Origin of the sequence: Lentzea sp. NPDC005914, from assembly GCF_040629405.1 — a bacterium.
In the GTDB taxonomy this organism is placed as follows: Bacteria; Actinomycetota; Actinomycetes; order Mycobacteriales; family Pseudonocardiaceae; genus Lentzea.
In genome coordinates, this window is record NZ_JBEXVQ010000054.1 from 18,298 (window position 1) to 44,685 (window position 26,388).

Below are 26,388 nucleotides of genomic sequence, written 5' to 3' on the forward strand. Positions count from 1 at the left end.
GCCTGCCACGTCCGTGACCACCTCACACCGGCACGAACCCGAGGGTCGACAGGATCACCAGGACGAGGCTCAGGAATGAACGGAACTCGCCGTTCCACGGCACCTCGACCACGTTTCGAGGAAAACAGATCAGCGCGTAATTTCCACAACGAAGCCGGGCCAGGCGCACCCAGCCGGATTGATCCCCAATTTTGGGTATTATGATCATCGCGCTGGCGGCCGATGACACATACTGCGTGGTGTGATCAATCCAAAGACACCCGCCTCCGCAGACGTTCCGCCCATTTGGGCACCGGGCATCATCGGCGCTCCAACACCCAAAATCGCCAGAGTTCGCGACTATTGGCTGGGCGGCTCGCACCACTTGGCCACCGATCGGCGACTGGCGGAACAGTTCACGTTGTGCGCGCCCCAGCTGCCGTATCTGGTGCGCACACATCGAGACTTCCTGCGCCGTGCAGTCACCCGGCTCGTGCGCGACGGAGTTCACCAATTCGTCGATCTGGGCTCCGGAATGCCGACCGTCGGCAACGTGCACGAGGTGGCACAGCGCCTCACTCCCGAGTGTCGCGTCGTCTACACCGACATCGACCCCGTCGTGGTGACCGAATCGCGTGAGCTGCTGGCGGGCGACGACCGCACCGCATACCTCCACGCCGACGTGTGCCGGCCCGAGCAGATCCTGGACTCGCCGGAACTGCGCGGCCTGCTCGACCTCGACGAGCCCGTGGCTCTGCTCGCCGTCGACGTGCTGCACCACGTTCCCGACTCCGCCGGGCCGGCGGAGCTGCTGACCACCTACGTGAACGCACTCGGACCGGCGTGCCAGGTCGCCCTGTCACACACCTGCCGCCACGAGCAGATGCTCGACGCCATCGGGCTCTACAGCGACATCTACCACGAGCCGGTACCCGAGTTCGCCTTCCGCAGTGCGGCGGAGGTCGGCGATCTGCTGACGGGATTCGAGGTCGTCGAACCGGGCCTGGTGCCCATCCCGCTCTGGCTCCCGGACGCCGACACCGAGCCGGACCAGAACCCCGAGCACTTCAGCGGCTGCGCCGCACTCGCGCGCAGGCGGTGAAACTCCGCACGGACGAGCCCACCGCGACCTGAGAGCAGCACCAGCACGGACGAAGCGGCGACGGAGAGCTGCGAGGACCACCCGTCACCGCCTGTCCGCGGACACGCCACGCGCCTGGGTACGCACGGCCGCGGCGATGTCCCGTCGATGCCAACGCCGGCCCGGCCGCGAAAAAGGTGGAACGCACCAGACCGTCGTCACCAAAAATAGAACAACCATTTTTCGTCAGATTTGTGACTCTGCGCGAATGGAATTCCGTTCTCATCACACGCCAGAGCGGCGAACGAGCCGTAGCGGGCAGGGATGCACACCAGTACGCGCTATGACTTCACCCTGTTTCGCGACATCACACGGCCCAGTGCGCGACGTAGCCTTGACGAACAGACCCGCTCGAGTTCGGAGCTCCGATGTCAAATGCACTGGAATCGCTCTACCCGACAGGCCTTCCGCTTTACGATCTCTCGCTCGTCGGAATCTTGTTCCTCGCCTGCGGAGCCGTTTTGAGGCTGGCTGCGCGCCCAAAGCCCCGGCCCATCACGCGAAAGCGGAGGCCGACTGTACCGCGGCACGTCGAACTGCCGAGGCAGCGCACGCGGACAGCGCTCACTCGGGCTTGGGAGGTGGTTCGAGGAGACCGCCATACCGCTGCATGATGTCGTCCGGACAACTTTCCTGCGCCGCCTTGAAAGCCGCGATCAACGCGTTCGGGACACGACCTCGGCCGCACACGCCGACGCCCTGTTCCTGCGCCCACACACGAATACGGGCCATGAGGTCGTCGTGGGTGGAGTAGGAGGCACTGGCACTCCACTCCACCTGGCGTGCCGCCGGGATGAACTGCGCCAGCGCGGCACGGAGCCGTTCCTGGTGAGCCGCGCCCAGGTCGATCTCGTAGTGGACCCCGTCCACGCCGAAGGAGACCGTGGCCACGTCATCACCGCTGACCCCGTCCAGATCGTCCGTCTTGTTGACGATGATCCTCACCACCATTGCGTTCACCTCACCGACGACATGTGGCAGCACCTGACACGGGTGCGGGGAGCATGAAGCCCACCGCACCCGCTCGACCGGCAACTCACGACCGGTGCCCAGGCGCAGATCAGACCGCGATGGCCGATCCGGTCGGGATGGCGGCGGCGTTCGCCGGGCAGGTGCTCGCAGCGTTCGCGTCGCTCATGGAGTCGGCCGAGGCATCCACGTCCGCGGCGGCGATCGCCTCGGCGTCCACGCCCACACCGAGGCCGACGGCGAGGGCCAGGTCGACGTCGAGACCGACCTGAGCGGCCACGCCCAGCCCGACACCCACCCCGACGCCTGCGGCGACGTCGACATCGGCGGCGGCAGCAACGGCGACGTCCACATCGGCGGCGGCAGCAACGGCGACGTCCACATCGGCGGCGGCAGCAACGGCGACGTCCACATCGGCGGCGGCAGCAACGCCGACGCCCACACCGACCCCGGCGTCCGCGTTCGCGACGACCACGACACCGCCATCGGCGTCAGTGTTCGCGGCGACCACCACACCACCGTCCGCGTCCGTGGACGCCGTGTCGGCGGCGCAGTTCGGGTCGTCCGCGTCGGCTGCGTCGGCTGCATCGGCATCGCCGCAGTCGGCCTCCGCGGTGCCGGCCGCGTCCGCGTCGGCAGCGCATGCGGCGTTCGCGTCGGTGCTCGTGCTGGATGCGGCGTTCGCGTCGACACCGACACCGACACCTACGGCGGCATCGACACCCACACCCAGCCCGACACCGACGCCGAGACCGACACCAGCGTCAACGCCAACGCCCACACCGACTCCAGCGGCCAGGGCGAGGTCGGCGTCAACGGCAGCGGCGACCGCGACGTTGGCGTCAACCGCGGCGGCGACCGCGACGTTGGCGTCAACCGCGGCGGCGACCGCGACGTCGGCGTCAACCGCGGCAGCGACCGCGACATCGACGCCGGCATCCGTGCCGGCCGCGTTCACGACAGCGTCGTCGCAGACCGACTCCGTCTCCACCGTGCACGTCGGCTCATCAGGCGTCGAGGTCGTCGTCACGACATCGTTCTCGGGGGTGTCTTCGGGGGTGCCCGTCACCGTCGCGTCAGGATATTGCGGCGTCTCCGCGGTCACCGGTACTTCCTGCGGAGCGGGCGCCATGTGGTTTTCCTGCACGTGCGCGTTGGCAGTCCCGAACCCGTTCGCGAGAACCGCGGCACCTGCCGCGGCGACCGCGATGAGGCCCTTGTACAGCTTCTTCTGCATTCCGTTTCCCTTGTTTCACATTCTCGGAACGAGGTCGACAGCCTCGTGATTCAGCGGGGGATGCGCACACGACGCCGCAGTGAAAAATTCGCGTCAGAACCGCGGCAGCGGCGCAGTGGAACACTAGCCACAAAGAAAGGTGGAGACCAAGCCAGATCACCAATTGTGGGGATGCGCGAACGCGGTTTTGGGGATGCCCGACCCGAATCGGCCTGCCGACGCAAGGGTGCGCTACGCACGAAAAGAATCGGCCAACTGCATGTTCGGTGTCTCGGGCGCCGCGACGGTCAACGGCGCCGACCGACGCAGCTGCGTCAACAACTCGGAGACCTCTCGGGCCGCGCTGGTGCATCGGCCGCAGGTGGCGATGTGCCGCTGGACGCGAACCCGCAGTCCCTGGCCGAGCCGGCCGCACAGCCACGCGGCGAGGTTGCTCGCGGACAGCCTGCACTCCGCCGCCCCCGTCGAGTTGACGTGCATCTGCAGGTAGGCGACGCGGAGCCCCTCACGTGCCCGGAAGGCGAGCGCGGCCAGCGCGTTCGGATGAATGCCGAGCAGGCCCGCCACCATCGAGGTCGGTTTCTTCTCGATCTCCAGCTGGACCAGCACGGTCCGCCACCGGTCCGGCAGGCTTTCCAACGCCCGCAACGCCAGGTCCGCGTCCAGCCTTTCGATCAGGAGATCCCGGTCGATGATCGGCACCACCTGCTCGGAGAGATCAGCCTGGCGATCGACCAGACGATCGACGGCGAGCTGCTTGTAAAAGGTGGTGCGCACCGTGGTCAGCAGGTAGGCGCGGAACAACGTGGCCGGTCCGCCACCGGACACGATCCGGTTGAGCACCTTGGTGAAGGCCTCCGCGACGAGGTCGTCCGCTCCCTGCGACGTGCCCAGCAGCCGGCACGCGAAACTGTGCGCACAGGCGTGGTACCTGCGGTACAACTCACCGAAGGCATTCCGATCGCCGGCCCGGACGGCATGCAGGAGAGACGAGTCCGAACTGCAGGTTTTCTGCTCGTCACGGTCGTCGAGATCCTCGTTCATCTCACCTGCCCCTTGTTCTGCGATCGTCACTGACAATGCGCAAGGCAAAACTACATCCAGACCAGACGGAACGCAGCGCGCAAGCCTTGACCGTGATCTGAATTCCCCTCGGTCGGCGCGCCGTGGTGACGCAGCCGGACGAAGTCGGCAGACCTCTCATGGGCAACACCCCCCAATGGGATGATAATGGAAACTCAATCTTGTGCATTGAGTTCACGATTGGACACGGGCTTTCATCTCTTGTCATTGATCACGAACATCGACGACGTCGGACGGAGCAATTTCGGCGCCATCGGGTCGTCGGGGTCCGGCAACGCGTGCAGCTCGTCGATGGCGTCGCACAGCGTGCCGGTGTACTCCCACAGGACACCTGACACCGATGAGTGCCGCGGCCCGCGACAGTCCTCGTTGCGCAGGCGGGCCACCGTCACGTCGTCCAGCGCGCGCACGATGATCGTGTCGGTCACGGTTCGCCGCTCGCGAAAGCCGCCGATGCACTGGAAACCGGAGACGAACACCGGCACGAAGGTCCAACCGGTACCCGGCCACGCCATCGACGCCAGCTTCGCCAGGGCAGGGTGGCTGTTGACGGCTTCGAGGTACTCAGGACTGATCACAGCAGCACCGCTTCCCTGTCATCGATGACTGTTGCCGTGGCCCCTGGACACCAGGTATCGGCCACGGGACGTCCGTCCGGCCGACACCGAGACGCCGTGCAGCGTCTCGACCACGTACGGGGCGAGGTTGCAGCGGCACCAGCCGGCCAAATGACCGGCGAGCCTCGCCGGCGTCGGATCACCGACCAGCAGATCGTTGAGGTGACGACCTTCCAGTTCGCTCATGACGTAGCGCCGCAGCGGCTCGAGGGCCGCGGTCTCGGCCGGCGCGTCGGTGGGCAGCAGGCCGGCCGAGTGCAGGACGACCTCCACCGACCACTGATGCATGTGCACGCCGTGACACGGATGAGTCGGACGCAGGCCTGAGATCTCGTGTGTGGCAACGAAGTTGTAGTGCTCGACGATCTCGTACATGTCCCACTTCACGAGCGTCGCGCGAACGGATCCGCCGCGGTGCACAGCCGACTTCCCTGGTCCGCCAACTGCGTGGCGGCCTCCCGGAGCGCCGCACGCATGCGACCTACCTGCAGCGGTGACAGGTAGACGGGGCCGAAGGACGCTCCCTCCACCGCGACGCAGCCGCGGCCGAGCCGGACCACCACGTTCGCTTGACGCCGCTCGTCGATCGTGGCCTCGGAGGTGGACGACACCGCACATCGGCGCCGCTCCGACCTCAGCAACATCGACAACCGTGGCCACTTTCGAAAGTGGTGCCTCATCAACAGCTCCTCGTCGATCCGACCGGGAACGCGGGTAGAGGACCGTGGTGGCGAGGAAGGAGAGGAACTCACCACCACGGCCCGGGGGAGCGACGGCGTGACGACCGGTCAAGCCCGAAGAACCGGCCGCAACGGGGCATCCGTCGCCGTGAATGTGGACCTCGGGGCCACGGCCTCATTACGGCCCCGCCATCCGAGTCACCCGGAGGGGTTTCCGCTTCAGCGGGACAGCAGGGACATCTCGAAAGCCTTCGCGACGGCGTGTGCCCGGTCGCGTGCCTCGAGCTTGCGCAGGACGTGGTTCACGTGCGTCCGAACGGTCTCCGTGCCGATGCCGAGACGGGCGGCGATCTCCGCGGCGGTTCGCCCCTTCGCAACCTGGTGCAGCACTTCGAGCTCCCGGCGCGACAACGGCCTGCCACCACGGACGACCGCGGACAGTCGCACGGGAGCGAAGCAGCCGCGCAGCTGCGGATCGACGAAGTCGCCGAGATCGACACCGAGCCTGATCGCTGTCACCAGGCGGTCGGAGTCCGCCTCGATCGGCACCAGCGACCGAGCCCCGTGCAGACGTGCCCGAGCCATCGCCTCGGCGCCTCTCGCCTCCGGACCGATGAGCACCACGACGATCATGCCGTTGAACAGACGTGTCAGCAGCTCGCAGAGTTTCCAACTCGGATCGCTGGCGGACGTGACCAGGACCGCGTCCGGCGCTTCTCGGTCGCACATCTCGACGGCGGCGAGCGCGCCGCTCACCGCGCCGATCCAGGTGAGACTCGGGTCCGCGGCGACGACGGCCTGGACACCGCTGCGGAGCAACGGCACCGAGTCGACGAGTGCGACGCGGAGCGGTCTGCCCCGGTTCTGGCGGCAGGTGTCGAGTCTGGCCGCGGCCAGCGACTGCGTCATGTTCACCCGCAACGCGCCGGTCGGCCAGGCCGGGATTTCTCGTCCCCGTCCCGATTCTCTCCTGATCGTCCAGGTAGGACAGTCACCGACATGCCGGCCACCGGCGGTTCCTTCGACGCATGCGATCCCGTGCCACGTGCTGTGACACAAGGCTCCGCGGCCAAAGCCTCACTCATCGTCCGCGGCGGCGCGGCGACTGCTTGCGGTTCGGCGGCCGAGGCTGTGGCGACCGCGTCCGGCGCGGCCACCGCGTCCGACGCGGATGAGGACCCCTCCTGGCGCGCTGGAATCGCCACCGTCGTCGTCACGATCACGGTGTCCGGCTCGCCGGCGCCGACGCTCTCGATCACCTTGGCGACCGCGTCGGGCGCCTTGGTGACGGAGTCGAACGCCGCCCCGGCCAGGATCGCGAGCGGCACGAGAAGAGCACCCACGAGCCCCCTCTTCGTACAGTCACCGCACCTGGAGCGCACCTCCTTCTTCGGTCGCACCAATCGATGTTTGCCCGCTGCCTTCCGGCGCGACATGCCGACTCCTTCACCACGTGACTCACCGCGCGCTGATCGGCGCACAACGTTTGATGACCTTGATGAGCGAGCCCCTTACGCGGGCTGACCGGAGTTCACCGAAGCGGGCGAACTTCGGCGGACACGCATAAGCGAGCCGCAAAGCCGGTGTCTACCAACGTCGTTGCGGCGTGTGGCCGCAGTAGGAGGAATCAATCGTGATCAGTACCATGCCGGCTCGCGTGTTGCGCGTCGCCGTGATCAGCTCCGCGTCATCGCTGGAGCGAGGCGTCGCCCCGATCATCCGGGAGAGCAGGGAGCTGACGTGGATCGGCTCGGCCTCCGACAGCGACGCCGCGATCCACCTGTGTCAGATGGACGAACCCGATGTGCTGCTGCTCGACTCCGCGAGCGATCCGCGGTGGGACCTGTCGCTGTTGCTGACATCGATGTTCCCCGACCTGGTGATCGTGGCGCTGTTGCGCAGGAACAGCCGCAACTCCGTGGCCGCGGCCTGGGCCCGGCTGCACGGAGTCCGCGGTCTCGTCGGGCTCAACGCGGACGGCCCGGCGCTGCTCACCACGATCCGCACGACTGTCGAGATCGGACAGTGCATGCACCCGGACGCCATCCGCTCCAGCTGACGCGCAGTGCGTCACTCGGTCCGGCGGCGGCCGGCGGCGAACACCAGCAGAACTCCCGCGAGGAGCAACGCGAAGCCAATACCGCAGAGCGACCTGATGTCCATACCGGACGCGGCGAGTTCGCCGACGGGAAACGGCGCGCAGGCCTCGGTGGTCAGCGCGGTCCCGTTGGCGGTCACGGTCGCCTCGTCCCGCAGGCCACTGCCGTCCCCTCCCGGATCCGGTGCGCAGCTCGTCGCGTCGTCGTCCGGCTCATCGGGCACGACGCGCGCGGTGACGACGTAGCTGTGGCCCAAGCCCGACGCGAGACGCACACCGCGAGCGATCCAGAAGTCGGAGCGGCCGTTCCAGCCGGGGTTCGTGGGAGCCACATCAGGACTCATCCGCACCACCAGGCTGGCCACCTCCGTCCCGTTCCCGAGGTGAAGCCGGTCATCCAGGTCGTAGGTGATGTCGGTGGCGCCGCCGTTCACGACGGTGATCCGGTAGTCCACGACGACGTCGCCGTCGGGCCCGACCTTCGGCGAGCCGGGCAGGACCTCCTTGGTGATCGTCACTCCGGGGAACGGGGCGCACGCACTGGCCGACTTCGCGACACCGTCGACCACCACCGCCGCGGTGCTCAGCGCACCGGTGCCCTCCTCGTCGGGGTCGAGCACGCAGTCGAACGACTCGGCACGTGCGTTCGCGGGAGGCGCCGCGACGACCTTGACGGCGTAGACATGCCGTTCTCCCGCCGCCAGGGGAACATCGGTGCGCACGACGGGCTGGAGAGCGCCGTTCCACTCGTGCGCGCCGTCGATCACGGCGGAGCGGACCGCGGTGTCCACGCCGTACCTCAGTGTGTCGTGGAGGCTGTAGGTGGCCGGTGCCACGCCGTCGTTGGTGACGGTGATCCGGTAGCTGATCTCTTGGTAACCGTCGCCGAGCGCAGTGGTGCGGACGACGTCCTGCGCCACCGAGACCCCGGCGATCGAACCACACCCGACCGCCTGCTCCGTGACACCGTTGGTGAACATCGTCGCGACGTTGCGGAGACCGGTTGTGCTCTCCTCCGGATCCACGACGCAGTCCGCCGCCTTGCCGGTGGCCTCCGATGTCAGCACGACCGTGACGCGGTAAACCTGGGTGTCACCGCCGTCGATCCGCGCACCCGAGATCAGGCCGCCCGCACCGTGCCACCCGCTGTCCGGGGCTGGGGCGTCGCCGATCGCGCTCACCGCGGCCTTGTCGACTTCGACGCCGGATCCGAACTTGAGGTCGTCGGTCAGGTCGTAGTGGCCCGCTCCGGCACCGAGGTTGGTCACGGCGATCTCGTACACCGCGGTGTGGGAACCGTCCTCGTGCGGAGTGAGCCCCGTCATCGTGTGATTGATCGACAAGACGGGGGCCTCGGCACACGCCGAAGCCGTGCGGGGCAGGCCGAGGCCCGTCACGATGGCGCGGCCGGCGAACCCGGATCCGATCTCCCCGTCTTCGACCTGGCAGTCCGTGGTGGTGCTCGTCGCGTACACGACGTTGACCACGTACACGACCGTCAGCAGATAGATGTCACGCTCCCCCGCGCCGATGGCGACGCCGTTCGCGATCTTCTGCTCATCGGCCCCGTTCCAGCCGGGGCTTGCCGTCGTGGTCGCCGAGACGACGCTGATGCCCTTGCCGGGCAGGAGTTCCTCGGTCAGGTCGTAGGTCGTCGGCTCGGCACCGGAGTTCCGCACGTCGATCTGGTAGGCGACGGTGAACGTGGCATCGCCGTTCGCCCTCGGCGAGCCGGGCAGCACCGCTTCCGTGATCGAGAGATGCGCGAAAGCCGCACACGCGGTGGCTTCCTTCACCACACCGTTGCTCGTCACCCTGGCGGTGTTCCGCGCACCGGTTCCGCTCTCGCCCGAGTCCAGCGAGCAGTCCAGCGCACCCGGAGCTGCTTCGTCCGGTGGCGCGACGACCACGGTCACCGTGTAGGCGTGGCTCGAGTTGCCTTCAATGGCCACGTTCCCCGCGAGAAGGGCGTCGTTCGTGCCGTCCCACCCCGTGCTCGGCCCCGCGGCGGGCGGGGTCACGACATCCACGCCGACCAACTCCACACCGGCACCGTGTTCCAGCGAGTCCGCCAGGTCGTAGTGGCCGGCGCCCGAGCCGTCGTTCGTCACGACGATCTCGTACGTGATCGTGTAGGTGCCGTCGCTGTTCGGCACGGTGGCGGTCACGCCCTTGTCGACGGAGATCGCCGGTGGCGCGGTGCACGCGACGGCCTGCTGTGCCCGGCCGTCGTGCGACAGGGTGGCGATGGCGCGGAAGCCCGTGCCCGTCTCACCGGGGTCGAGGCCGCAGTTCGCGGCCGCACCGGTGGTGACGTCCGGATCGGGAGTGATCACCACGGCGATGCGGTAGACGTGCGTGACGCCGGCACCGATCGCGACCGCGCTCACGAGCAGTGTGTCCGCCGCTCCGTCCCACGAGGGCTTGACCGGCAGTGAACCCGGAGTGGTGTTCACCGCCGCGGCGGACTCGACCGCGACACCCTTGCCGAACCACAGCTGGTCGCCGAGATCGTAGACGGCCGGACCCGCGCCGCGGTTGCGGACGGTGATGTCGTAGGTCTGGGTGAAGGTGCCGTCCTCACCAGGGACCGGAGTGCCTGCGGCCTGCATGGCGACGACGAGGTTCTGTTCCTCGGCACACGCGTCCACCTGCCGAGACCGGCCGTTGCCGGTCAGCGTCGCGATGCCGGAGAAATCGGTCGCGCTCTCGCCTTCCGTCATCGTGCAGTCCGTCGCCGCCACCTCGGTTTCCGGTGCCACCGTCGCGCCCGCGGCCGCGAAGTGGGCGTACCGGCTACCTCGCTCGGTGTCCACATCGGACGCGAAGACTGCGGCAGCCGCTTCGTCCCAAGCGGGATCCGTGACCGCGGACCGTGCGGACGTCGGCTCCATCGACAGACCGGCGCCATAGCTCAGCGCGTCGCCGTCGGGCTTCGGCGACTCCGGCTGCGCCACCTTGCCGAAGGCGGGCAGGGGAATCGGCTCGCAGGTGGTGGCACTGCTGGATCCGCCGGTGCCGGTCACGGTGGCCGTGCTGTGGAAGCCGGTGCCGGTTTCGCCCGCGTCCAGCGAACAGTCGGCGGCGGCGCTCGTCACCGCCGCGCTCGGTGTCGCGATCACAGTCAGCCGGTAGGTGTGACTCACACCGGGAGCGATGCTCACACCGGTCACCACCGACGTCTCGCCGATGCCGTCCCAGCCGGCGGGGACGGTCGCCCCGCTCAGGTCGAGCGCGCTCGTCGCGTTCACCGCGACCCCCGCACCGAACCGGAGCGTATCGCTGAGGTCGTAGGTGGACGGAGCCGAGCCACCTCCGGTGACCACCACGTCGTAGACGAGCGTGAAGGAGCCGTCCGGGTTCAGCGTCCTGCCGAACACCTTCTTGCTCACAGACACGGTGTTGGACGGCAACACCACCTCGCACGCGGCGCAGGTCAGTGCCACACCGGGAGATCCGGTCGCGGTGCTGCGGAGTGTCCGGTCGCCGGTGTCCGGACTGGTCACGGCGACCGGATAGGTCACCGACGCGGTCTGGCCGACGTCCAGCGGACCGGTCCACCTCAGCACGGGCGAGTCGTAGTCGACGGTGCCCGCGGACGCCGTCACCTCGTCCACGGCGAACTTCGCGTCGTCGAGGACGTCGGTGAGATCGTCCGAGAAGCTCGCCGGATCGCTTGCGGTGAACGGAACTTGACCGTCGTTGGTCACCGTGACCGTGTAGAGGACGGTGCCTCCCGGCTCGAACTCGGCCCGGTCCGCAGTCGTCACGATCTTCAGGCTCGGCACGTGCACGACGGTCGCGCAGGCCGGATTCGCAGACGCCGCGGCGCAGTCGGTGCCAGGAGTGCCCGACCTGACGGCGTCGACAAGCCTCCTGTCGCCGAGGTCCGGCCGGTTCACCCGCACCGAGTACGTGATCGTCGCCGTTTCTCCCGGCTCCAGTGGACCCGACCACGACACCACCGGCGAGACGAAAGACGCCGTGCCGGAGGTCGCCACCGGCAGGCCCTCCATCTTCGCGTCGTCGAGAACCCCGGAGAGGTCGTCGGTCAGCGCGACCGGACCGGTGAGGGTGTGGACGTGGTCGCCCGTGTGCTCAACGGTGATCGTGTAGGTGACGACGTCATCCTGCTGCGCAGCCGACCTGCTCGCCGTCTTGGCGATCCAGATGTCCCGGCCCGGCACCCGGACCTTGTGCGTGACCAGGACCGGGACGTACGTCCACTCCTCGATCGCCCGCAGGTCACCCCACGCTCCGCGGACGCCGTCGTCGGCGTCGGCACCGGCGACGCTGCCACACGTACCCAGGTCCCAGCCGTGCACACCACCCGCACTGCCGATGCCGCCGCGTCCGTCGGTGAGCGGAGTGGCGCCGCACCGGCCGGGGTCGGGATTCGGGAAGGCGGTGTCGTTCCACTGCAGGGTCGTCCTGCCGAGGTCGGGACCGTTCAGCCGGAGCACGTCGATGCCACCGCCGCGCAGCTCGGCGTCGGTGTTGATGAAGTGGATCTCGGCGACCCTGTCCGCCACGACCTCGAACGAGAAGGACTGTCCGGCGGGAATGGGAGCGCCGGCGCCGTCGAGTCCGTCGAACGGCACCTCGACGGCGCCGGCGTTCGCGGTGACCGGGAGCGTGCGGTCGGCGGGATCGGTGTGATCACCGTCGTCGTTGACGTCGACGTGCACCGTGAGCGGACCGCTGTAGCCGCTCAGGTCGAACGCGAGGGTGCCCGCGCGGGTACCCGGCGCCGAAGGCGTGAACGTGCCACCTGTGATCACCGGAGTGGCGGGTGCCGGTTGCCTGATCCAGTCCGTGGCGCCGTTCCAGCGCGTGGCGACCGGAGGGAGATCCGGTGAGGGAGACTCGAAGAAGAGCTTGAACGTGCCGCCGCACGCACCCGCCGCCGGCCGCAGCGTGGCACTGCTCTGGTAGGCGGACGTGCAGGTGCCGGCCTGCACGATGCCGAAGCTGTCGGCCTCGAACGTCGAGTCGATGCCGTGGTAGCCGCGATAGGTCGCGCGGTAGGTGTAGCCGAACTCGCTCTGGTACCAGAAGGAGATGTCCACCGGCGGTGACGACGGATCCTGGTTCATCGCGAACCGCTCGGACCACACGCGGCCCGGCACGTCGGTGGCACCACTCCGCACGGTGATGTCCCAGCGATAGCTGTCTCTCCCGCAGATTCCCGTCGAGGGACAGGCCGACGTGGTCATTTCCACCGCCCAGATTCCGGCGGCCGGGGCGGTGAGACCGGACCACGCGCACGTGGCGCCTTCGGGATCGCTGTCGGAGATCGTGCAGCTGACATCGGCGCCCGAGGGCCGGCGCACCGCGACGATGAGATCTTGCGCGAGGCTGCCGGCGAGATCGTCGTCCTTGACGAACGACACGTCCAGGTTCTCGCCGGGCTCGAGGTAGGCGAAGAACGTCTGTGGCGATCGGAGGCGTGTGTCAGCGGGGCCGGTCGGCTTTTCCTCCTGCTGAGCCGAGACGGCGAGCGACGGGGTGAGAGCGGTGCCGAGAAGCAGGGCTACGGCGCAGACTCCAGCCAGCCGCGTCCAACGGGACATCAGTACTTCCTCCAGTGATCACACATCGGTTCTTCTGAGTGCAGACCCCTGGGAGAAAACGGATTACGCGCAAAGAACCGATCTCACGACTTCGTGTGAAAAAGGGCTCATGACCTGGTCCGATGAGGCGAGAATGCCCCATGTGATGGCGAACCCAGCGGAGTTGGCGGGCACGTTCGTGGTGGCGGTGGGGGAACGGCAACGCACGCCTTTCCTGGTCTTCTACAGCGATGAACGCGACTACGAACTGCGCCTCGACCTGAGCACGCACTGGCAGGTGCGGTTCGACGGCACGGAGGCGTGTGCCTTCCTCGGCGAGGACTACCGATGGCGGCTCGGCGTGTCCGGCCGGGACAGACGTGTCCGGCCGCACCACCTGGAAGTGTTGTCACGGCTGAGCGGAATGACCGTGGACGAGGCCCGCAGAGACAGCGATCATGCGTTGCGAATCGCTTTCTCCGACAACTGCACGGGAAGGACCAACCTCACCGTCACCGACGAACGGCGGTGGGCGGCCGACACGCCGTGGCACCTGGTCCGCTGCCTCGATTCGTCGGTGGAGGTCGCGTGGCGTCTGTGCGCACTCGACACCGCCGTACCCACAGGACGTCACGCCGCGCAATGACACGACTCGGGCAGCTGATGACGATGTCCGGCACCAGCGCCGCACAGCTCGCCTGCAACGCGGGCGCCGCGCTCGTCGCAACCCGTGCACTGGGCCCGGACGAACGCGGGGTCATGGTGCTCGGCATGACGATCGGCAGCCTCTGCGCGTTGATCGGCGGATTCGGCACCGGATCAGCGTTCCGCCGGCAGCTCTGCCTGCCTGACGGTGACCGGCCCGCACTGGCCTCCGCGTTCGCGCGGTGTTCCGCGGCAGGAGCACTGTCAGCAGCGCTGCTGGGTGTGGCGAGCACCGCCGCCTCCGCCTCGCTCATCGACCTCGCGCTGGCCAGACCGCCGTTTCTCGTCGCAGTCGGGTGCTACACCGCTTCCCAGATGGTCGCCGGCCAGGTCGTCGACGCGTGGTTCGCCGACGGCCGGTTCCACCGCGGAGGGGTGGCGGCCGCGGTGACGAGCGCGGGCGGACTCGCCGGTGTGCTGCTGGCCTCCGGAGCCGGGAGCGCCGCGTCCCTCCTGCTCGCTCAGGCAGGCGGTGTCGCCGTGATGCTGGTGGCCGAAACCGCGGCGTTGCGGCGTGGTGGGTTGCTGAAGTGGGCGCCGGTCTCCGGCGGCGCCGTCATCGGGTTGTTGCGCCTCGGTGCGCCGACGCTCGGACTGTCCATGGGGCTCGTGGTCGTGCTGCGCGCGGACAGGTACGTCATCGGGCTCACGGCGGGCACTGCGGCGGTCGGCGTCTACTCGCTCGCGGCCACGCTCGGCGAGGTCCCCCGGATGGTCTCGGCCGCACTCGGTCAGATGTGCCTGCGGGACATCTCCCTGGGACGGGGAGCGCCCAACCTGGTCAGAACGACCTTGCTCGCGCTGGCGACGACCGCCGTCGCCGGCCTGCTGGTGGTGTTCGCGGCGTGGCTGCTCGTGGTTCCGCTCTTCGGGCAGGCGTTCGGCGACGCCCGTGAGCTGCTGGTGGTCCTCGTCGCCGCAGAGGTGGCCTTCGCGCCGTTCGTGGTCGCGAGCCGAGGACTGATCGGCGGCGGGTGGACCACCGCGGCAGGCGTCCTCGGCGCGGCGGGCGCTGCCGGCGCGATAGGTGTCTACGGTGTCACCGGCTCGCTGGGCGGTGCCGTCGGCGTCGCGGTGGGATCCGTTGTCCTGTACGCGGCACTGTCCACTGTGGCGTGGACGTTGCTGCGGCGGCGCGTCTCAGCGGCCGGTGCCGAGCAGCTGCGCGGCCGGTGATCCGACGACCACCGTCCCCGCCAGCACATCGCGAGTCACCACCGCCCCCGCGCCGACGTAGGCTCCCGCGCCCACGGTGCGGCCCTGCAGCACGACCGCGCCCGATCCCACCGTGGCCCCGGTCTCGAGCCGCACGTTCCCGGCAACGTTGGCCCCTGGCAGCACGGTCACGTAGTCCTCGAGCTCGGTGTCGTGCCCCACAGTGGCGTTGTAGTGCACCTGGCAGTGCGCGCTGATCCTGGCACCACTCGAGATCGTCGTGTTGGCGTGCACGACGAGCCCGTCTCCCAAGATGGCGCACGGACCGACCACCGCGCTCGGGTGGATCAGCTTGCCCGCTCGCAGACCGAGCTCGTCGAGCAGCCTGGACACCTTCACGCGTGCGTCCGTGTCCGCGATCGCGACGACGTACAGTGCCCCGGCAGCCGTGTCTTCCGGCAGACAGACGACATGTCCTCGCACCAGCTGACCGGCTACGACGTCGTCCACGAACGCGGTGACCTCCTGCCCGAGAGCAACGCAGATGTCCAATGCCTCCCTGCCCGCACCACCGGCGCCGGCGATGTAGAAGTCCGTCATCCCGCCTCCTCCGCTTCGGGAAACCTGGGGTTGACCCCGCCGGCTCCGGTGATCCCGCGCGGCCGCAGCAGCTGTCCGGCGGTGCGCAGGATGATCAACAGGTCGAGCCGCCGGCTTCGGTTCTCCAGGTACCACAGGTCGAGTTCGATGCGCTCCGGCCAGCTCAAGGCGTTGCGTCCGGACACCTGAGCCCATCCGGTGAGGCCTGGCCGGACCGAGAGCCGTGCTCGCTGGCGCGGACTGTAGTGGCGCACCTGTTCCGGCAGCGTCGGCCGCGGGCCGATGATGCTCATCTCACCGCGCAGGACGTTCACCAGCTGTGGCAGTTCGTCCAGGCTCGTGCGGCGCAGGACGGCGCCCAGCCCGGTCTCCCGCTCCCGATCGGGCTGCCCTGGCCATCGCGCCGCTCGCATGGTGCGGAACTTGACGATGGAGAACTCCGCGCCGTGCAGTCCACTGCGCCGTTGCCGGAACAGCACCGGCGTGCCCAGCCGCCAGCGGACCAGCACGGCCACCACCGCGAGCACAGGCGCGAGCACCGCGAGCCCGGCCGCCGCGATCACCACGTCCACCATCCGCCGGATCATGCCGTCGCCACCCGGAGAACCTTGGTGAGCGCCGCGGCGGTGTCCTCCACGTCGGCCTTGGACAACGTCGGGTGGACGAGCAGCATCATCGAAGTGCGGCCGAGACGCGCGGCGACGGGCAGTTCCTCCGGTGTGCCGGGCACGGCGGCGAACGCTCGTTCGCGGTAGATCTCACTGCATCCACCGTGCTGGCACGGAACGCCTTCCGCGCGAACGGCGTCGACCACGAGGTCCCTGGTCCAGCCAGGTACCAGCAGTTCGGGCCGCAGATGGATGACGAACTTGTAGTACGCGTGCTCCACACGGGCCGGCGGCAGGGAGATTTCGACGGCCGGCTCGGCGGCCAGCGCATCCAGCAGGATCGCGGCGTTCGCCCTTCGCCGTGCCACCCAGCCGCCGAGACGGCGGAGGTGGTTGCGTCCAATGGCCGCCTGCACCTCCGTCATGCGCGCGTTGGTGCCGAAACTGTCGTGCAGCCACCGAAAGCCGGGCGGGTGCGGAGAATGCACGGCCGTCCAGCTCTTGCCGTGATCCTTCATCTCCCAGCAGCGCCGCCACAGCGACTCGTCGGACGTGGTGACCGCTCCGCCCTCGCCCGCCGTGGTGAGGATCTTGTCCTGGCAGAAGGACCAGGCGGCGATGTCTCCGATGGCACCGACCGACCGTCCGCAGTGGACAGCCCCGTGCGCCTGGGCGCAGTCCTCCACCACACGCAGGCCGTGCTTGCGCGCGAGTTCCAGAACGGGATCGATGTCGGCGGGATGCCCGGCGAGGTGAACGACGATGATCGCCCTCGTGCGGCCCGTGATCGCCTCCGCGACGGTGCTCGCGGTGAGGCACCCGCTGACCGGGTCCACGTCGACGATCACGGGGCACGCCCCGGCCGCGACCACCGCGCTCGCCGTGGCGATGAACGTGGCCGCGGGAACGATGACCTCGTCACCGCGACCGACCCCAAGTGCCCGCAGCGCCAGTTCCAGCGCAACAGTGCCGTTGGAGACGGCCACCGCGTAGTCCGTTCCGACGGCGGCGGCGAACTCGGTCTCGAAAGCCCTGCCGTGAACGCCGGTCCAGTAGTTGACCCGGCCGGAGGCCAGTACCGTCGCCGCTGTTTCCAGGTCCTCGTCGTCGAAGTACGGCCACGAGGCCATCGGGGTCGTGCGCACCGGTGCGCCGCCGTGGACAGCCAGCTCGCTCATCTGAGCCTCACCCTGGTGAGGGCGACGAGCAACAACCCGATCCCGATCTGCACGGGGACCGGCGCGAAGCTGTTGCGCACCTGGACCAGCAACGGCAGCAGCACCACGCCCAGCACCGCGTCGGACCGCCGCTCGAGCCGTGCCAGCAAGGCACCGAGCACCGTCATGAACAGCAGCACGCCGAGCGTGCCGAAGTTGTGGAACGCCTCAGCCACGGGAGAGCCACCGATCTGTCCGGCCCGGTTCGCGATCTCGACGTTGAACAACCTGTCGTCGTAGGCGGGTGGTCCTCCGTGCCAGCCGAGGAACGACTCGAGAAAACGCATCGGCACGGCGACGAAGGTCGCCCCGGCCCGCATCGGCTCGTCCCAGCCGAGCACGACCACCACGGGACGCAGTGAGAAACCCATCTCCGCGATGGCGTCCAGAGGTGCGGTCAGCCACCACGACGGCGACAGCAGGCCACCGATCCGGGTCTGTCGGACCACATCGGCGAGCAGGAGCACCGCCACAGCCCCCACAGACGTCCACAAAGGACGAATGCGGTGCCGCCTGGCCTCGATCACCGCCATGGCCACCAGCGGGAAGAGCACCTCTCCCCGAGTCCCGAGCGGAAGCGCGATCACCGCGTACAGCATGAATCCGGCCCAGCCGGCGACCCGCGCGCGCCCACCCGCCGACACCGCCAGCACCGCACCCGTCCCGGAGCAAAGGGTGCCGAACGCGAGCGTGGTGTCGGTTCCGTTCGCCTCCACGAAAGCGTTGTAGCCACCCGAGAGGAGATCGATTCCACCAGCGCGCACCAGGGCGAAGGCGAAAATCCCGATCCCGGCCAGCTGGACGGCCACCCCGAGCGGCCCCTCCACGGCGCCGCCGCGGCTAGCGGCCGTCGGTTGCGCGCCACGACCGGCCAGCCCGGCGGCCACGGTGTACCCGGCCATGCCGAGCACGGCGAGCGACACGGCTTGCGGCGTGTGCGCGTCCTCGAGCCATCGCACGTCCTCGGAAACCGAGCCACCACGCACCGCGACGCTCAGCAACAGCCCGCCGTGGAACAGGCCGAACAACACCAGGTAGGCCGCCGCGGGACGGTAGACGCCCTGCGGATGCCCGCGCACGAGCACGGCGAGGCACAGCGACCACGATGCCCAGAAAGTCGCCGCCGCCGGCACCACGTCGCCGGACTGCACACGCCACCCCACGGCCGCCACCACCGCCACCGTTGCCACCAAAGCGATGCGAGCCGGTAGCTCACGCGTGAGCGTGCCGTCCGGTGGGACAGGCAGGTCACCCAGCTCCACCTCGGATCGGCCACGGCGCTCGTGCATCGCTCCCGCCTCATCGGCAAGCCTGCGCGGACCGCTCATCGCGACGCGGTCCACACCGTCCGCCACCACTGGTCGTCCGGTGACAAGGCGAACTCCGAGTCGCGGATCCCTTCGGCTATCAGCGCCCGTTCGGACTCCGAGGTGCTCGCCAGAGCGAGCGCCGTGGACGCCCAGCTGCCCGGCCCCACGCACAACGGCAGCAGGTGCAGACCGCGCAGCCGGTCCGCGAGCTCCTGGAGACCGGGCAGGTCGGTCGCGAGGACCGGCACCCCCGAGGCGAGCGCCTCGAGCACCACGCCGGGCAAGCCCTCACGACGTGACGGCAGGAGCAGCACGTCGATCATGGAGAGCACGTCCTCCGGCCGCTCGGTGTGCCCCAGCAGGTGAACTGACGGATCAGCCGCGACGCGCGGTGCGACGGAGGTGAGGTCCTCGACGCCACCAGGTCCGGCGATGCTCAGGCGCACATCGGGACGCCGGCGGCGAGCCTCCCTGTGCACCTCCATCAGGAACGCGCGGTTCTTCTCCGCGGACGCACGGCCGATGTGTCCCATCACCGGCGAGGCACCCGGCTCTCGAACCCGGCGGACGAACCTGAAGCGGTCGACGTCGACCTGGTTCGGCACGACGCGGTACCTGCGGTCGTGCGGAGGCGGATCAGCGAACGCCAGCGCCGCCTTGGTCACGCCGATGACGTCGGTGGCGGAGTTGCAGATCATCTCCCGCAGCAGAGCTCGTTGGAGCCTGCGCGCCGGGGTGTCGCGCCGCCCGTCGCCCTCGCTGCGCATGCGTGCGATCCGCACGGGCACGCGTGCTGCCGAGGCCGCGGCGAGCACAAGGCCGCTGGTGAGGCCCACGTGCGACTCCACCACGTCAGGCCTCAGGTTGCACAGCAAGTTCCACAGCCGCACCGGAAAAGTCACCTTGGGTTTGAGGGGGCAGCGGTGGATCTCGGCTCCGGCAGCGCGGAACGACGAGGCGAGCAGACCCTCGTGCGGTCCGAGGATCACGAAGGTCTGCTCGACGCGGGAAGCCGGGATCGCGCGGCAGTTTCTCAACGCGATGGTCTCCACGCCGCCGCGGTCGAGCGTCCCGAGGACGTGTACCACCTTCACGGGATCCTGCGTCATGTGATCCTCCTGTCGGGCAACGCCGCGGGAATGTGCGACAACCACGTCGAGAAGCGCTCGTCCAGCAACGTCTTCTCGTATGTGCGAGCGAGTTCGAGGTTGCGACGTGACTGGTGCTCCCACTCACGTGGGTCGGTGAGCAGCCGCCCGATGACACGGGCGAGCGCCCCGTCGTCGTCAGCGTCGACCAGGCAACCGCGTTCCAGCAGCTCCGGGATGCCGCCGACCGAGGTGCCCACGGCGGGCAGCGCTCGAGCCATCGCCTCGATCAGCGCGCGTGGCAGCCCTTCCGCACGGGACGGCATCGCGAACAGGTCAGCGGAGTCCAGCAGCACGGTCATCAGCCGGAGGTCGTGCACCGGTCCGATGAAGGAGACCCGATCGGCGATCCCGAGTGACTCGGCCACGGCGACCAGTTCATCGTGTCGCCTGCCACCGCCCACCAGCACGGCGTGCACGTCGAGCCGCGAGTCGACCAGCCTCTGCAACGCCCGCAGCAGGACGTCGTGGCCCTTGTAGAGCTGTTCGTGGGTGCCGACGGCGATGATGCAGAAGGGTCCTGGGCGCCACTCGCGCGGCTTGTCGAGCAGCGTGCCCTCGGCCATGCGCACGTTCGACAAGGCGATGGTGAACCGTCCGAGCGTCGCCGGATAGCGGCGCTGCAGCACGAAATTGGTCACGTACAACACCGCCGACGCACGACCCACGACCCACCCCGTCAGGCGGGCCGCGGCTTTCGCCGCCACTCTGCCTGCAGGGCCGAACGTCCCCGCGGCGAGCACGTCGAACGCGTCCCCGACGACTTCGACGGAGTACTTGCGGCGCAACAACCTGCACACGATGGCGGCCAGGAACCCGATCGCGCCGGGCTGTTGCAGCACGATCACCTCGGCACGCGCGACCGCGTCGGCAATCGCCGGAACGAGCCGGGGCAGTGCGCGCAGGAGCCCTGCCGGACCGCGGTAGTCCTGCAACGGTCGCAGTTCCTCGCTCTCGACTGCGTCCTGTTCGTCAGTCCTCGCGACCACACGCAGCCGGTCACCCTGGTCCAGGTACCTCACGAAGGCACCGGGCACGACCGTCTCGCCTCCGAACCTCATCTCGGTGAAGAGGCTGATGAGCCGGCCACCAGGCGGGCGGGCGACCGGAACATCCGCGGCGTTCTCGACGACATCGGCCACAGTGGCCGCCGCACGCGTGCTGTCGAAGAAGCGCACAACTCGATCGCGCACCGCGCAGGACCGTTCCGCCAACAAGCCTGCCCTGTGCTCGGCATAGGCCTCTTTCAGCGCGGCGACCAGCGCGCCGGGATCGTCCTTCGGCACGATCCAGCACGTGGCGCGGTCGACGGCCTCCGGCAGGGCACCGGCGTCGCTCACCACGCTGGGCACACCCATGGCGCCTGCCTCCAAAGCCGCGCCGTGGTTGTCGGACAAGGACGGCGACACGCTGACGTCCGCGGCCGCGTAGTACGGCCGCACGTCGTCGACGCTGTCGTGCCACGTCACCGACTTGTCGTCGGAGAGCCGGAACCTCGCGAACAGCTCCCTGCGGTACTCCGCCCCCTCCTCGTCGAGCCCGCCGCCGACGAGCACGAGGCGGCTGTTCGGATGATCGGCGCTGAACCTCTGCCAGGCCGTGAGGAGCACGTCGTGACCTTTGATTCCACGTCCTTTGTGGACGAATCGCTTCGGTGCGTACACCAGTGCGACCATGATGACCACGAAAGCGTCACCCGCACCGATTCGCGCACGCGCTTCGACGCGCTCGGCAGGGCTCGGAGGCCGGAACAGGACGGTGTCGACACCGTAGGGCACGACGGGTGTGCGCGCGGGCGAGTGTCCGAGCTCGCGATAACGCCCTGCGGTGAAACGGCTTCCGCAGATGGTCACGGTGTCCAGTCGTGCGGTGATCCTTTCCAGCAGCCGGATCAACCGTGATTCCAGGTAGAGCGGACCGGGGACCATGTGCACCCGCGCGACCCCGGTCGCGAAGCCGGCGAACCGCACCGCGAGCGCCGAGGCGAGCAGGTGGTAGTGCAACACGTCCGGCTCCAGTCGCCGCAGCAGGTCACGCAGCCTCAGCAGACTTGCCAGCGTGTGCAGGGACGGCCGGAACCGGAAGTCGAACGGACTGTCCACAACGGATACTTCTCGGTCGACGAGCTCCCGCCGCAACCGGCCGTCGCCCGGCGGCAGCACCGCGACGACGTCGTGCCCGCGCGCGAGCAACGCGTCGACGTGCGGTGTCGTCCACATACATCCGCGGTTGGTCTTCAGCACGAGCACGACGCGCAACCGACGGGCGGGTGCTGATTCCTTCATCGTCACAGATACTCCACATGCGCCGCGGTGAGCCGATGCCGGGTGTCGAGCACGCAGTCCGCCACTCGCTCGACGAGGGGGTAGTCGACGTCGTCGTGGTCGGCGAGCAGGACGACGATGTCGGCGAGCCGCAGCGCGTCCTCGGACAGCTCGATCGGTTTCACTCCCGGCGGGCAGCGATGATGCTCGACGTGGGAGTCCACCACCTCGATCCGGGCACCGAGCGTCACGAGGAGTTCGGCGATGCGCAGCGCGGGTGACCCGCGGACGTCTCCGGTGTTGGCCTTGTACGCGAGTCCCAGCAACACGACCACGCTGTCCGCCAAGTCCTTCCCACGCCGGGAGAGCGCTGCACAGATCCGCTTGACGACGTGGTCCGGCATCGTGTCGTTGATCTCGTTGGCCAGTTCGACGAAGCGGAACGGCCGATGCAGTTCGTGACGCACCCGCCAGGACAGGTAGGTCGGGTCGACCGGCAGACAGTGCCCGCCGACGCCGGGTCCCGGCGTGAAACGCATGTACCCGAACGGCTTGGTCGACGCGGCGTCGATCACCTTCCACACGTCGACGCCGAGTTGACGTGCGAAGAGGGTGATCTCGTTGACCAGCGCGATGTTGACGTGCCGGAAGGTGTTCTCCAGCAGTTTGGTGAACTCGGCTTCCTTCGTCGACGACATTGGCACGGTGGTGCTGACCAGCCTCGCGTACAGCGCCTCCACGGCGCGCAGCGAGGACTCGTTGACACCCGAGATCACCTTGGGTGTGTTGGCGAGAGTCCAGCGGACGTTGCCCGGATCGATGCGCTCCGGGCTGTAGCCGACCGCGAAGTCAACGCCGGCGACGAGCTCGCTGCCCTCTTCCAGCAGAGGGACGAGCAACTCCTCCGTGGTACCGGGGTACGTGGTGGACTCCAGGACCACGAGCGAGTCGCGGCGGATGTGCGGTGCGATGGCGGTGGCCGCCGACTCGACGAAACTGAGATCAGGTGTTCCGCGGGTCAGCGGCGTCGGCACGGCGATGATCGCGGCCGTGAAGTCCTTTGCGTCTAGATAGGACTGTGACGGGAGATAGCGTCCGCCCTCCAGTGCCGCAGCGAGCTCGTGGTCCGGGACGTCGGCGACGTAGGACCGCGCTTCCCGCAACGACTGGACGCGGCTGGCGTCGAGGTCGATCCCCACGACCGAGAACCCGGTCTCGACGGCCCGCATCGCGATCGGCAGGCCCACATATCCCTGCCCGATCACCACGAGCTTGTCCTGGCCACACGTCGCGGTCATGCGGTCGACCTCGAGATCTTCGCGGCGACGAGCCCTTCCATCCACTCGATCGTCCTGCACAGGGCTTCCTCCAGTGAAACCCGTTGCACATATGGGAAAAGCTGACGCAACGCATCTGTGGACGCCTGCGAATGCCGTACGTCGCCGGTGCGCACAGGACGGTGCACCACGTCCAACTCACGGCCCAGCAACGCCGACAGCCTGAAGATCAGGTCGTTGAGGCTGGTCCGCGTGCCGAACGCGAGATTGACCGGGTTGGCACAGCTGACGGTGCGTGCGACGCAGTCGGCCAGCACGTCCACGACCGAGCCTACGAACGTGAAGTCCCTGCTCTGGTTCCCGTCGCCGAAAACCACGAGCGGCTCTCCGCGCAGGGCGGCCCAGACGAACGCGGGAACGACGGCGGCATACGCGTCCCCTGGCCGCTGAAGTGGTCCGAACACGTTGAAGAAGCGGAACACCGTGCACGGCAGGTCGAAGCAGTGCTGGAACGACAGGGCGTACGACTCCGCGGCGAGCTTGCTGGAGGCGTACGGGCTCATCGGCCGGCATGCCATCTCCTCGGACTTCGGCAACAGGGGGTTGCTTCCGTACACGGAACTGGACGAGGCGATCACGACGTGCGCACCGGCGGTTCTGGCGGCCTCCAGCACCTCCAGCGTTCCCGTCACGTTGACGTCGTGACTGCGCCGCGGGTCCAGCAACGACCGCGGCACGGACGGAACCGCTGCGAGGTGCACCACCGAGTCCGCACCCCTGCACGCGTCCATCACCGCCTGACGGTCGAGCACCGACCGCACGCGCAGCTCGACGTCGACCCCGTCGAGGTTGCTCCGCTCGCTGGTGCTGAGGTCGTCCAGCACGATCACGTGTGCTCCCCTGCGCACGAGCTCGACGCAGAGGTTGGCGCCGATGAACCCTGCGCCGCCTGTGACGACGACCTTCACAACGTCACGCTCGCGTCGTTGTGGGCACTGCGCGGTACCGGGACGGTTCCGGTCGCGCACTCCGTCATCACTTCGACCTCGCCGTAGTCCACGGCGAGCGACAGCAGATAGGCCGGATCGAGCGGCGGCACGACGACCTGCGAGATGGACGGGTGCGACGGGCGCTGGTCGAGCTCGCCCGGCCCGAACAGTTCCTCGTGCAGCTTCTCGCCTTCGCGCAGTCCTGTGTAGACGATCGGTGCGGACCTGCCGGAGACCTCCATCAGCTGACGGGCGACGTCGGCGATCCGCAGCTGCTCACCCATGTCGAGCAGCAGGGCCTCTCCGGAGCGGCCGATCGAAGCTGCCTGGAGCACGAGCTGGACCGCTTCCGGAATGGTCATGAAGAAGCGGCTCGCCTCGGGATGTGTGACGGTGATCGGACGACCCTGTGCCAGCTGCTCGGTGAAGGTGCTCAGCACAGAACCGCGGCTGCCGAAGACGTTGCCGAACCGCACGGACAGGAACTTGCCGTCGGAACGCGTCGCGGCGTCGGCCGTGAGCCGCTCACCGACGCGCTTGGAGCTGCCGAGCACGCTCTTCGGGTTCGCCGCCTTGTCCGTGGAGATGTTGACGAACGTGCTCACGCCCGCCGCCAGCGAGGCCTCGAGCACGTAGTACGTCCCGAGCACGTTCGTCTTCCACGCTTCGAGCGGATACTGCTCGAGGGCGGTGAGGTGCTTGAGCGCCGCGGCGTGGAAGACCACGTCCGGTTGGCAGCGGGCGAAGACGATCCGCACGGCTTCGGCGTCCCGGATGTCGGCCAGCACGACGTCCGGCGAGTCGAGCATCGCCTCGCCGTAGATCGACAACTGCACGGCGTGCAGCGCCGACTCGTCGCGATCGAGCATGAACAGCTGCGCGGGTCCGAACCGGTGAATCTGGCGACACAATTCCGATCCGACGGACCCGCCGGCGCCGGTGACGAGGACCCGCTTGCCGGCGAGGTGCTCACCGGCCGTGTCGGCGCAGGTGTGGACCTGCTGCCTGCCGAGCAACTCGGCGAGGTCGAGTTCGCGAAGATCCGCGACACCCACCTGGGAGCCGAGCATCTCGTTCAGCGACGGCAGCACCTGCAGGCCAAGACCCGCCTGGCGCGCGAGGGCGGACATCTCCTGCAGCACAACGGGGTCAGGTTTGCGCAGCGCGACGACGATCAGCGTCGCGCCCGTGCGTGAGGCAACCGTCAGCACGTCCTCGCTGGTGCCGCTCACTGGAACGCCGCGGACGCGCAGCGACTGCTTCGCCGGGTCGTCGTCGACGAGCGCGACGGGGAGGTAGCCGCTCGCCGGGTCGCTCAGCATCGACCGGATCAGTTGTTCCCCCGTGACACCCGCACCCAGGATGACCACCCGCCGGGCGGACGCCCGTTCCGGTCTCGCCCAGCGCTCGCGACTCCGCCGGAGGGTGCAGCGCCCCGCCCAAGCCAGGAACAGCGCGACGAACGCGGACGTCAGAGGTACGGATCGGGGCACGGGCGGAATCACCGGGTACAGATCGACGATCACGGCGACCACACCGGTGATGACGGCGACCCATGCCAGCCGCACCGCCTCCTCGAGACTGCCCACCGGGTAACGCCCGCTGTAGAGGTGCGCCGCCAGCGCGACGACGGCAGCAATGGCGAGAACGATCAGAGCGAACTGAACAAATCGTGTGCCATCGACGTCCGTTGCTTCCAACGCGTATCGGAACCAGGTCACCGCCGCCATGGCAACGATCCACGCGGCGGAATCGATTC

The 26,388-nt window shown here is 68.6% G+C and carries 22 protein-coding genes; 4 read left to right on the forward strand and 18 right to left on the reverse strand.

The annotated features are described in order from the left end of the window. Nucleotides 1-241: 241 nt before the first annotated feature. On the forward strand, nt 242-1,081 hold the full coding sequence (locus ABZ345_RS44105) for an SAM-dependent methyltransferase (protein ID WP_359861184.1): 840 nt from the start codon (nt 242-244) through the stop codon (nt 1,079-1,081). A gap of 603 nt (nt 1,082-1,684) precedes the next feature. Here the strand turns inward: ABZ345_RS44105 and ABZ345_RS44110 are convergent. The 8 genes from ABZ345_RS44110 to ABZ345_RS44145 form a co-directional block, all read right to left on the reverse strand. Beyond that, nucleotides 1,685-2,071 carry an Lsr2 family protein gene (locus ABZ345_RS44110; protein WP_359861186.1) on the reverse strand — a complete coding sequence of 129 codons (387 nt, stop codon included), beginning with the start codon at nt 2,069-2,071 and terminating at the stop codon, nt 1,685-1,687. 109 nt (nt 2,072-2,180) lie between these two features. Then, on the reverse strand, nt 2,181-3,326 hold the full coding sequence (locus tag ABZ345_RS44115) for a hypothetical protein (RefSeq protein WP_359861188.1): 1,146 nt from the start codon (nt 3,324-3,326) through the stop codon (nt 2,181-2,183). A 231-nt stretch (nt 3,327-3,557) separates the two neighbouring features. After that, nucleotides 3,558-4,370, reverse strand: a complete 813-nt coding sequence (locus ABZ345_RS44120; protein ID WP_359861189.1) for an RNA polymerase sigma factor — start codon at nt 4,368-4,370, stop codon at nt 3,558-3,560. 233 nt (nt 4,371-4,603) lie between these two features. Then, on the reverse strand, nt 4,604-4,987 hold the full coding sequence (locus tag ABZ345_RS44125; RefSeq protein WP_359861191.1) for a hypothetical protein: 384 nt from the start codon (nt 4,985-4,987) through the stop codon (nt 4,604-4,606). A gap of 18 nt (nt 4,988-5,005) precedes the next feature. After that, the gene (locus ABZ345_RS44130; RefSeq protein ID WP_359861193.1) at nt 5,006-5,446 is read right to left on the reverse strand and encodes a 6-carboxytetrahydropterin synthase; all 441 of its coding nucleotides are present in this window, start codon (nt 5,444-5,446) and stop codon (nt 5,006-5,008) included. Continuing rightward, on the reverse strand, nt 5,410-5,670 hold the full coding sequence (locus tag ABZ345_RS44135; protein WP_359861195.1) for a hypothetical protein: 261 nt from the start codon (nt 5,668-5,670) through the stop codon (nt 5,410-5,412). Before ABZ345_RS44135 ends, ABZ345_RS44130 begins: the two co-directional genes overlap by 37 nt. Before the next feature lie 255 nt (nt 5,671-5,925). Next, entirely contained in the window at nt 5,926-6,615 is a 690-nt protein-coding gene (locus ABZ345_RS44140; RefSeq protein WP_359861197.1) for a response regulator transcription factor, read from the reverse strand. Nucleotides 6,616-6,617: 2 nt separating this feature from the next. Continuing rightward, the gene (locus ABZ345_RS44145) at nt 6,618-7,049 is read right to left on the reverse strand and encodes a hypothetical protein (protein WP_359861199.1); all 432 of its coding nucleotides are present in this window, start codon (nt 7,047-7,049) and stop codon (nt 6,618-6,620) included. Nucleotides 7,050-7,339: 290 nt separating this feature from the next. Here ABZ345_RS44145 and ABZ345_RS44150 point away from each other — a divergent pair, with 290 nt between their 5' ends. After that, a complete protein-coding gene (locus tag ABZ345_RS44150; protein WP_359861201.1) occupies nt 7,340-7,765 on the forward strand; it encodes a hypothetical protein in 426 nt (141 codons plus the stop codon). An 11-nt stretch (nt 7,766-7,776) separates the two neighbouring features. Here the strand turns inward: ABZ345_RS44150 and ABZ345_RS44155 are convergent, their stop codons facing one another. Beyond that, nucleotides 7,777-13,377: a hypothetical protein gene (locus ABZ345_RS44155; RefSeq protein ID WP_359861203.1), complete on the reverse strand. Its 5,601-nt coding sequence runs from the start codon at nt 13,375-13,377 to the stop codon at nt 7,777-7,779. A gap of 145 nt (nt 13,378-13,522) precedes the next feature. Between ABZ345_RS44155 and ABZ345_RS44160 the strand changes: the two genes are divergently transcribed. Then, nucleotides 13,523-14,002, forward strand: coding sequence for a hypothetical protein (locus ABZ345_RS44160; protein ID WP_359861205.1), 480 nt, complete (start codon nt 13,523-13,525; stop codon nt 14,000-14,002). Continuing rightward, the gene (locus ABZ345_RS44165) at nt 13,999-15,237 is read left to right on the forward strand and encodes a hypothetical protein (protein ID WP_359861207.1); all 1,239 of its coding nucleotides are present in this window, start codon (nt 13,999-14,001) and stop codon (nt 15,235-15,237) included. The genes ABZ345_RS44160 and ABZ345_RS44165 overlap by 4 nt, the downstream gene beginning before the upstream one ends. Here ABZ345_RS44165 and ABZ345_RS44170 read toward each other — a convergent pair. The 9 genes from ABZ345_RS44170 to ABZ345_RS44210 are packed head-to-tail and all read right to left on the reverse strand — an operon-like array spanning nt 15,202 to nt 26,350. Then, nucleotides 15,202-15,816: a NeuD/PglB/VioB family sugar acetyltransferase gene (locus ABZ345_RS44170; RefSeq protein ID WP_359861209.1), complete on the reverse strand. Its 615-nt coding sequence runs from the start codon at nt 15,814-15,816 to the stop codon at nt 15,202-15,204. The two genes, ABZ345_RS44165 and ABZ345_RS44170, sit on opposite strands and share 36 nt — an antisense overlap. Then, nucleotides 15,813-16,403 (reverse strand): sugar transferase, encoded by a 591-nt coding sequence (locus ABZ345_RS44175; RefSeq protein ID WP_359861211.1) that lies wholly within the window; start codon nt 16,401-16,403, stop codon nt 15,813-15,815. The genes ABZ345_RS44170 and ABZ345_RS44175 overlap by 4 nt, the downstream gene beginning before the upstream one ends. Continuing rightward, complete coding sequence (locus ABZ345_RS44180) at nt 16,400-17,602, reverse strand: DegT/DnrJ/EryC1/StrS aminotransferase family protein (protein WP_359861213.1); 1,203 nt, start codon at nt 17,600-17,602, stop codon at nt 16,400-16,402. Before ABZ345_RS44180 ends, ABZ345_RS44175 begins: the two co-directional genes overlap by 4 nt. After that, a complete protein-coding gene (gene wzy / locus ABZ345_RS44185; protein ID WP_359861215.1) occupies nt 17,599-18,996 on the reverse strand; it encodes an O-antigen polysaccharide polymerase Wzy in 1,398 nt (465 codons plus the stop codon). The genes ABZ345_RS44180 and wzy overlap by 4 nt, the downstream gene beginning before the upstream one ends. Next, entirely contained in the window at nt 18,966-20,060 is a 1,095-nt protein-coding gene (locus ABZ345_RS44190) for a glycosyltransferase (RefSeq protein ID WP_359861217.1), read from the reverse strand. The genes wzy and ABZ345_RS44190 overlap by 31 nt, the downstream gene beginning before the upstream one ends. Beyond that, a complete protein-coding gene (locus ABZ345_RS44195; protein WP_359861219.1) occupies nt 20,057-22,384 on the reverse strand; it encodes a glycosyltransferase family 4 protein in 2,328 nt (775 codons plus the stop codon). The genes ABZ345_RS44190 and ABZ345_RS44195 overlap by 4 nt, the downstream gene beginning before the upstream one ends. 2 nt (nt 22,385-22,386) lie before the next feature. Further along, complete coding sequence (locus ABZ345_RS44200) at nt 22,387-23,661, reverse strand: nucleotide sugar dehydrogenase (protein WP_359861221.1); 1,275 nt, start codon at nt 23,659-23,661, stop codon at nt 22,387-22,389. Then, the gene (locus ABZ345_RS44205; protein ID WP_359861223.1) at nt 23,658-24,608 is read right to left on the reverse strand and encodes an NAD-dependent epimerase/dehydratase family protein; all 951 of its coding nucleotides are present in this window, start codon (nt 24,606-24,608) and stop codon (nt 23,658-23,660) included. Before ABZ345_RS44205 ends, ABZ345_RS44200 begins: the two co-directional genes overlap by 4 nt. Then, nucleotides 24,605-26,350 carry a nucleoside-diphosphate sugar epimerase/dehydratase gene (locus ABZ345_RS44210; protein WP_359861225.1) on the reverse strand — a complete coding sequence of 582 codons (1,746 nt, stop codon included), beginning with the start codon at nt 26,348-26,350 and terminating at the stop codon, nt 24,605-24,607. The genes ABZ345_RS44205 and ABZ345_RS44210 overlap by 4 nt, the downstream gene beginning before the upstream one ends. Nucleotides 26,351-26,388 lie beyond the last annotated feature (38 nt).

Excerpts from the sequence above, each read along its gene's own strand:
- ABZ345_RS44110 (WP_359861186.1), bottom strand. The coding sequence starts at position 2,071 with ATGGTGGTGAGGATCATCGTCAACAAGACGGACGATCTGGACGGGGTC.
- ABZ345_RS44115 (WP_359861188.1), bottom strand. The coding sequence starts at position 3,326 with ATGCAGAAGAAGCTGTACAAGGGCCTCATCGCGGTCGCCGCGGCAGGT.
- ABZ345_RS44120 (WP_359861189.1), bottom strand. The coding sequence starts at position 4,370 with ATGAACGAGGATCTCGACGACCGTGACGAGCAGAAAACCTGCAGTTCG.
- ABZ345_RS44135 (WP_359861195.1), bottom strand. The coding sequence starts at position 5,670 with ATGTTGCTGAGGTCGGAGCGGCGCCGATGTGCGGTGTCGTCCACCTCC.
- ABZ345_RS44140 (WP_359861197.1), bottom strand. The coding sequence starts at position 6,615 with ATGACGCAGTCGCTGGCCGCGGCCAGACTCGACACCTGCCGCCAGAAC.
- ABZ345_RS44155 (WP_359861203.1), bottom strand. The coding sequence starts at position 13,377 with ATGTCCCGTTGGACGCGGCTGGCTGGAGTCTGCGCCGTAGCCCTGCTT.
- ABZ345_RS44160 (WP_359861205.1), top strand. The coding sequence starts at position 13,523 with ATGGCGAACCCAGCGGAGTTGGCGGGCACGTTCGTGGTGGCGGTGGGG.
- ABZ345_RS44165 (WP_359861207.1), top strand. The coding sequence starts at position 13,999 with ATGACACGACTCGGGCAGCTGATGACGATGTCCGGCACCAGCGCCGCA.
- ABZ345_RS44170 (WP_359861209.1), bottom strand. The coding sequence starts at position 15,816 with ATGACGGACTTCTACATCGCCGGCGCCGGTGGTGCGGGCAGGGAGGCA.
- ABZ345_RS44175 (WP_359861211.1), bottom strand. The coding sequence starts at position 16,403 with ATGATCCGGCGGATGGTGGACGTGGTGATCGCGGCGGCCGGGCTCGCG.
- ABZ345_RS44180 (WP_359861213.1), bottom strand. The coding sequence starts at position 17,602 with ATGAGCGAGCTGGCTGTCCACGGCGGCGCACCGGTGCGCACGACCCCG.
- ABZ345_RS44190 (WP_359861217.1), bottom strand. The coding sequence starts at position 20,060 with ATGACGCAGGATCCCGTGAAGGTGGTACACGTCCTCGGGACGCTCGAC.
- ABZ345_RS44195 (WP_359861219.1), bottom strand. The coding sequence starts at position 22,384 with ATGAAGGAATCAGCACCCGCCCGTCGGTTGCGCGTCGTGCTCGTGCTG.
- ABZ345_RS44200 (WP_359861221.1), bottom strand. The coding sequence starts at position 23,661 with ATGACCGCGACGTGTGGCCAGGACAAGCTCGTGGTGATCGGGCAGGGA.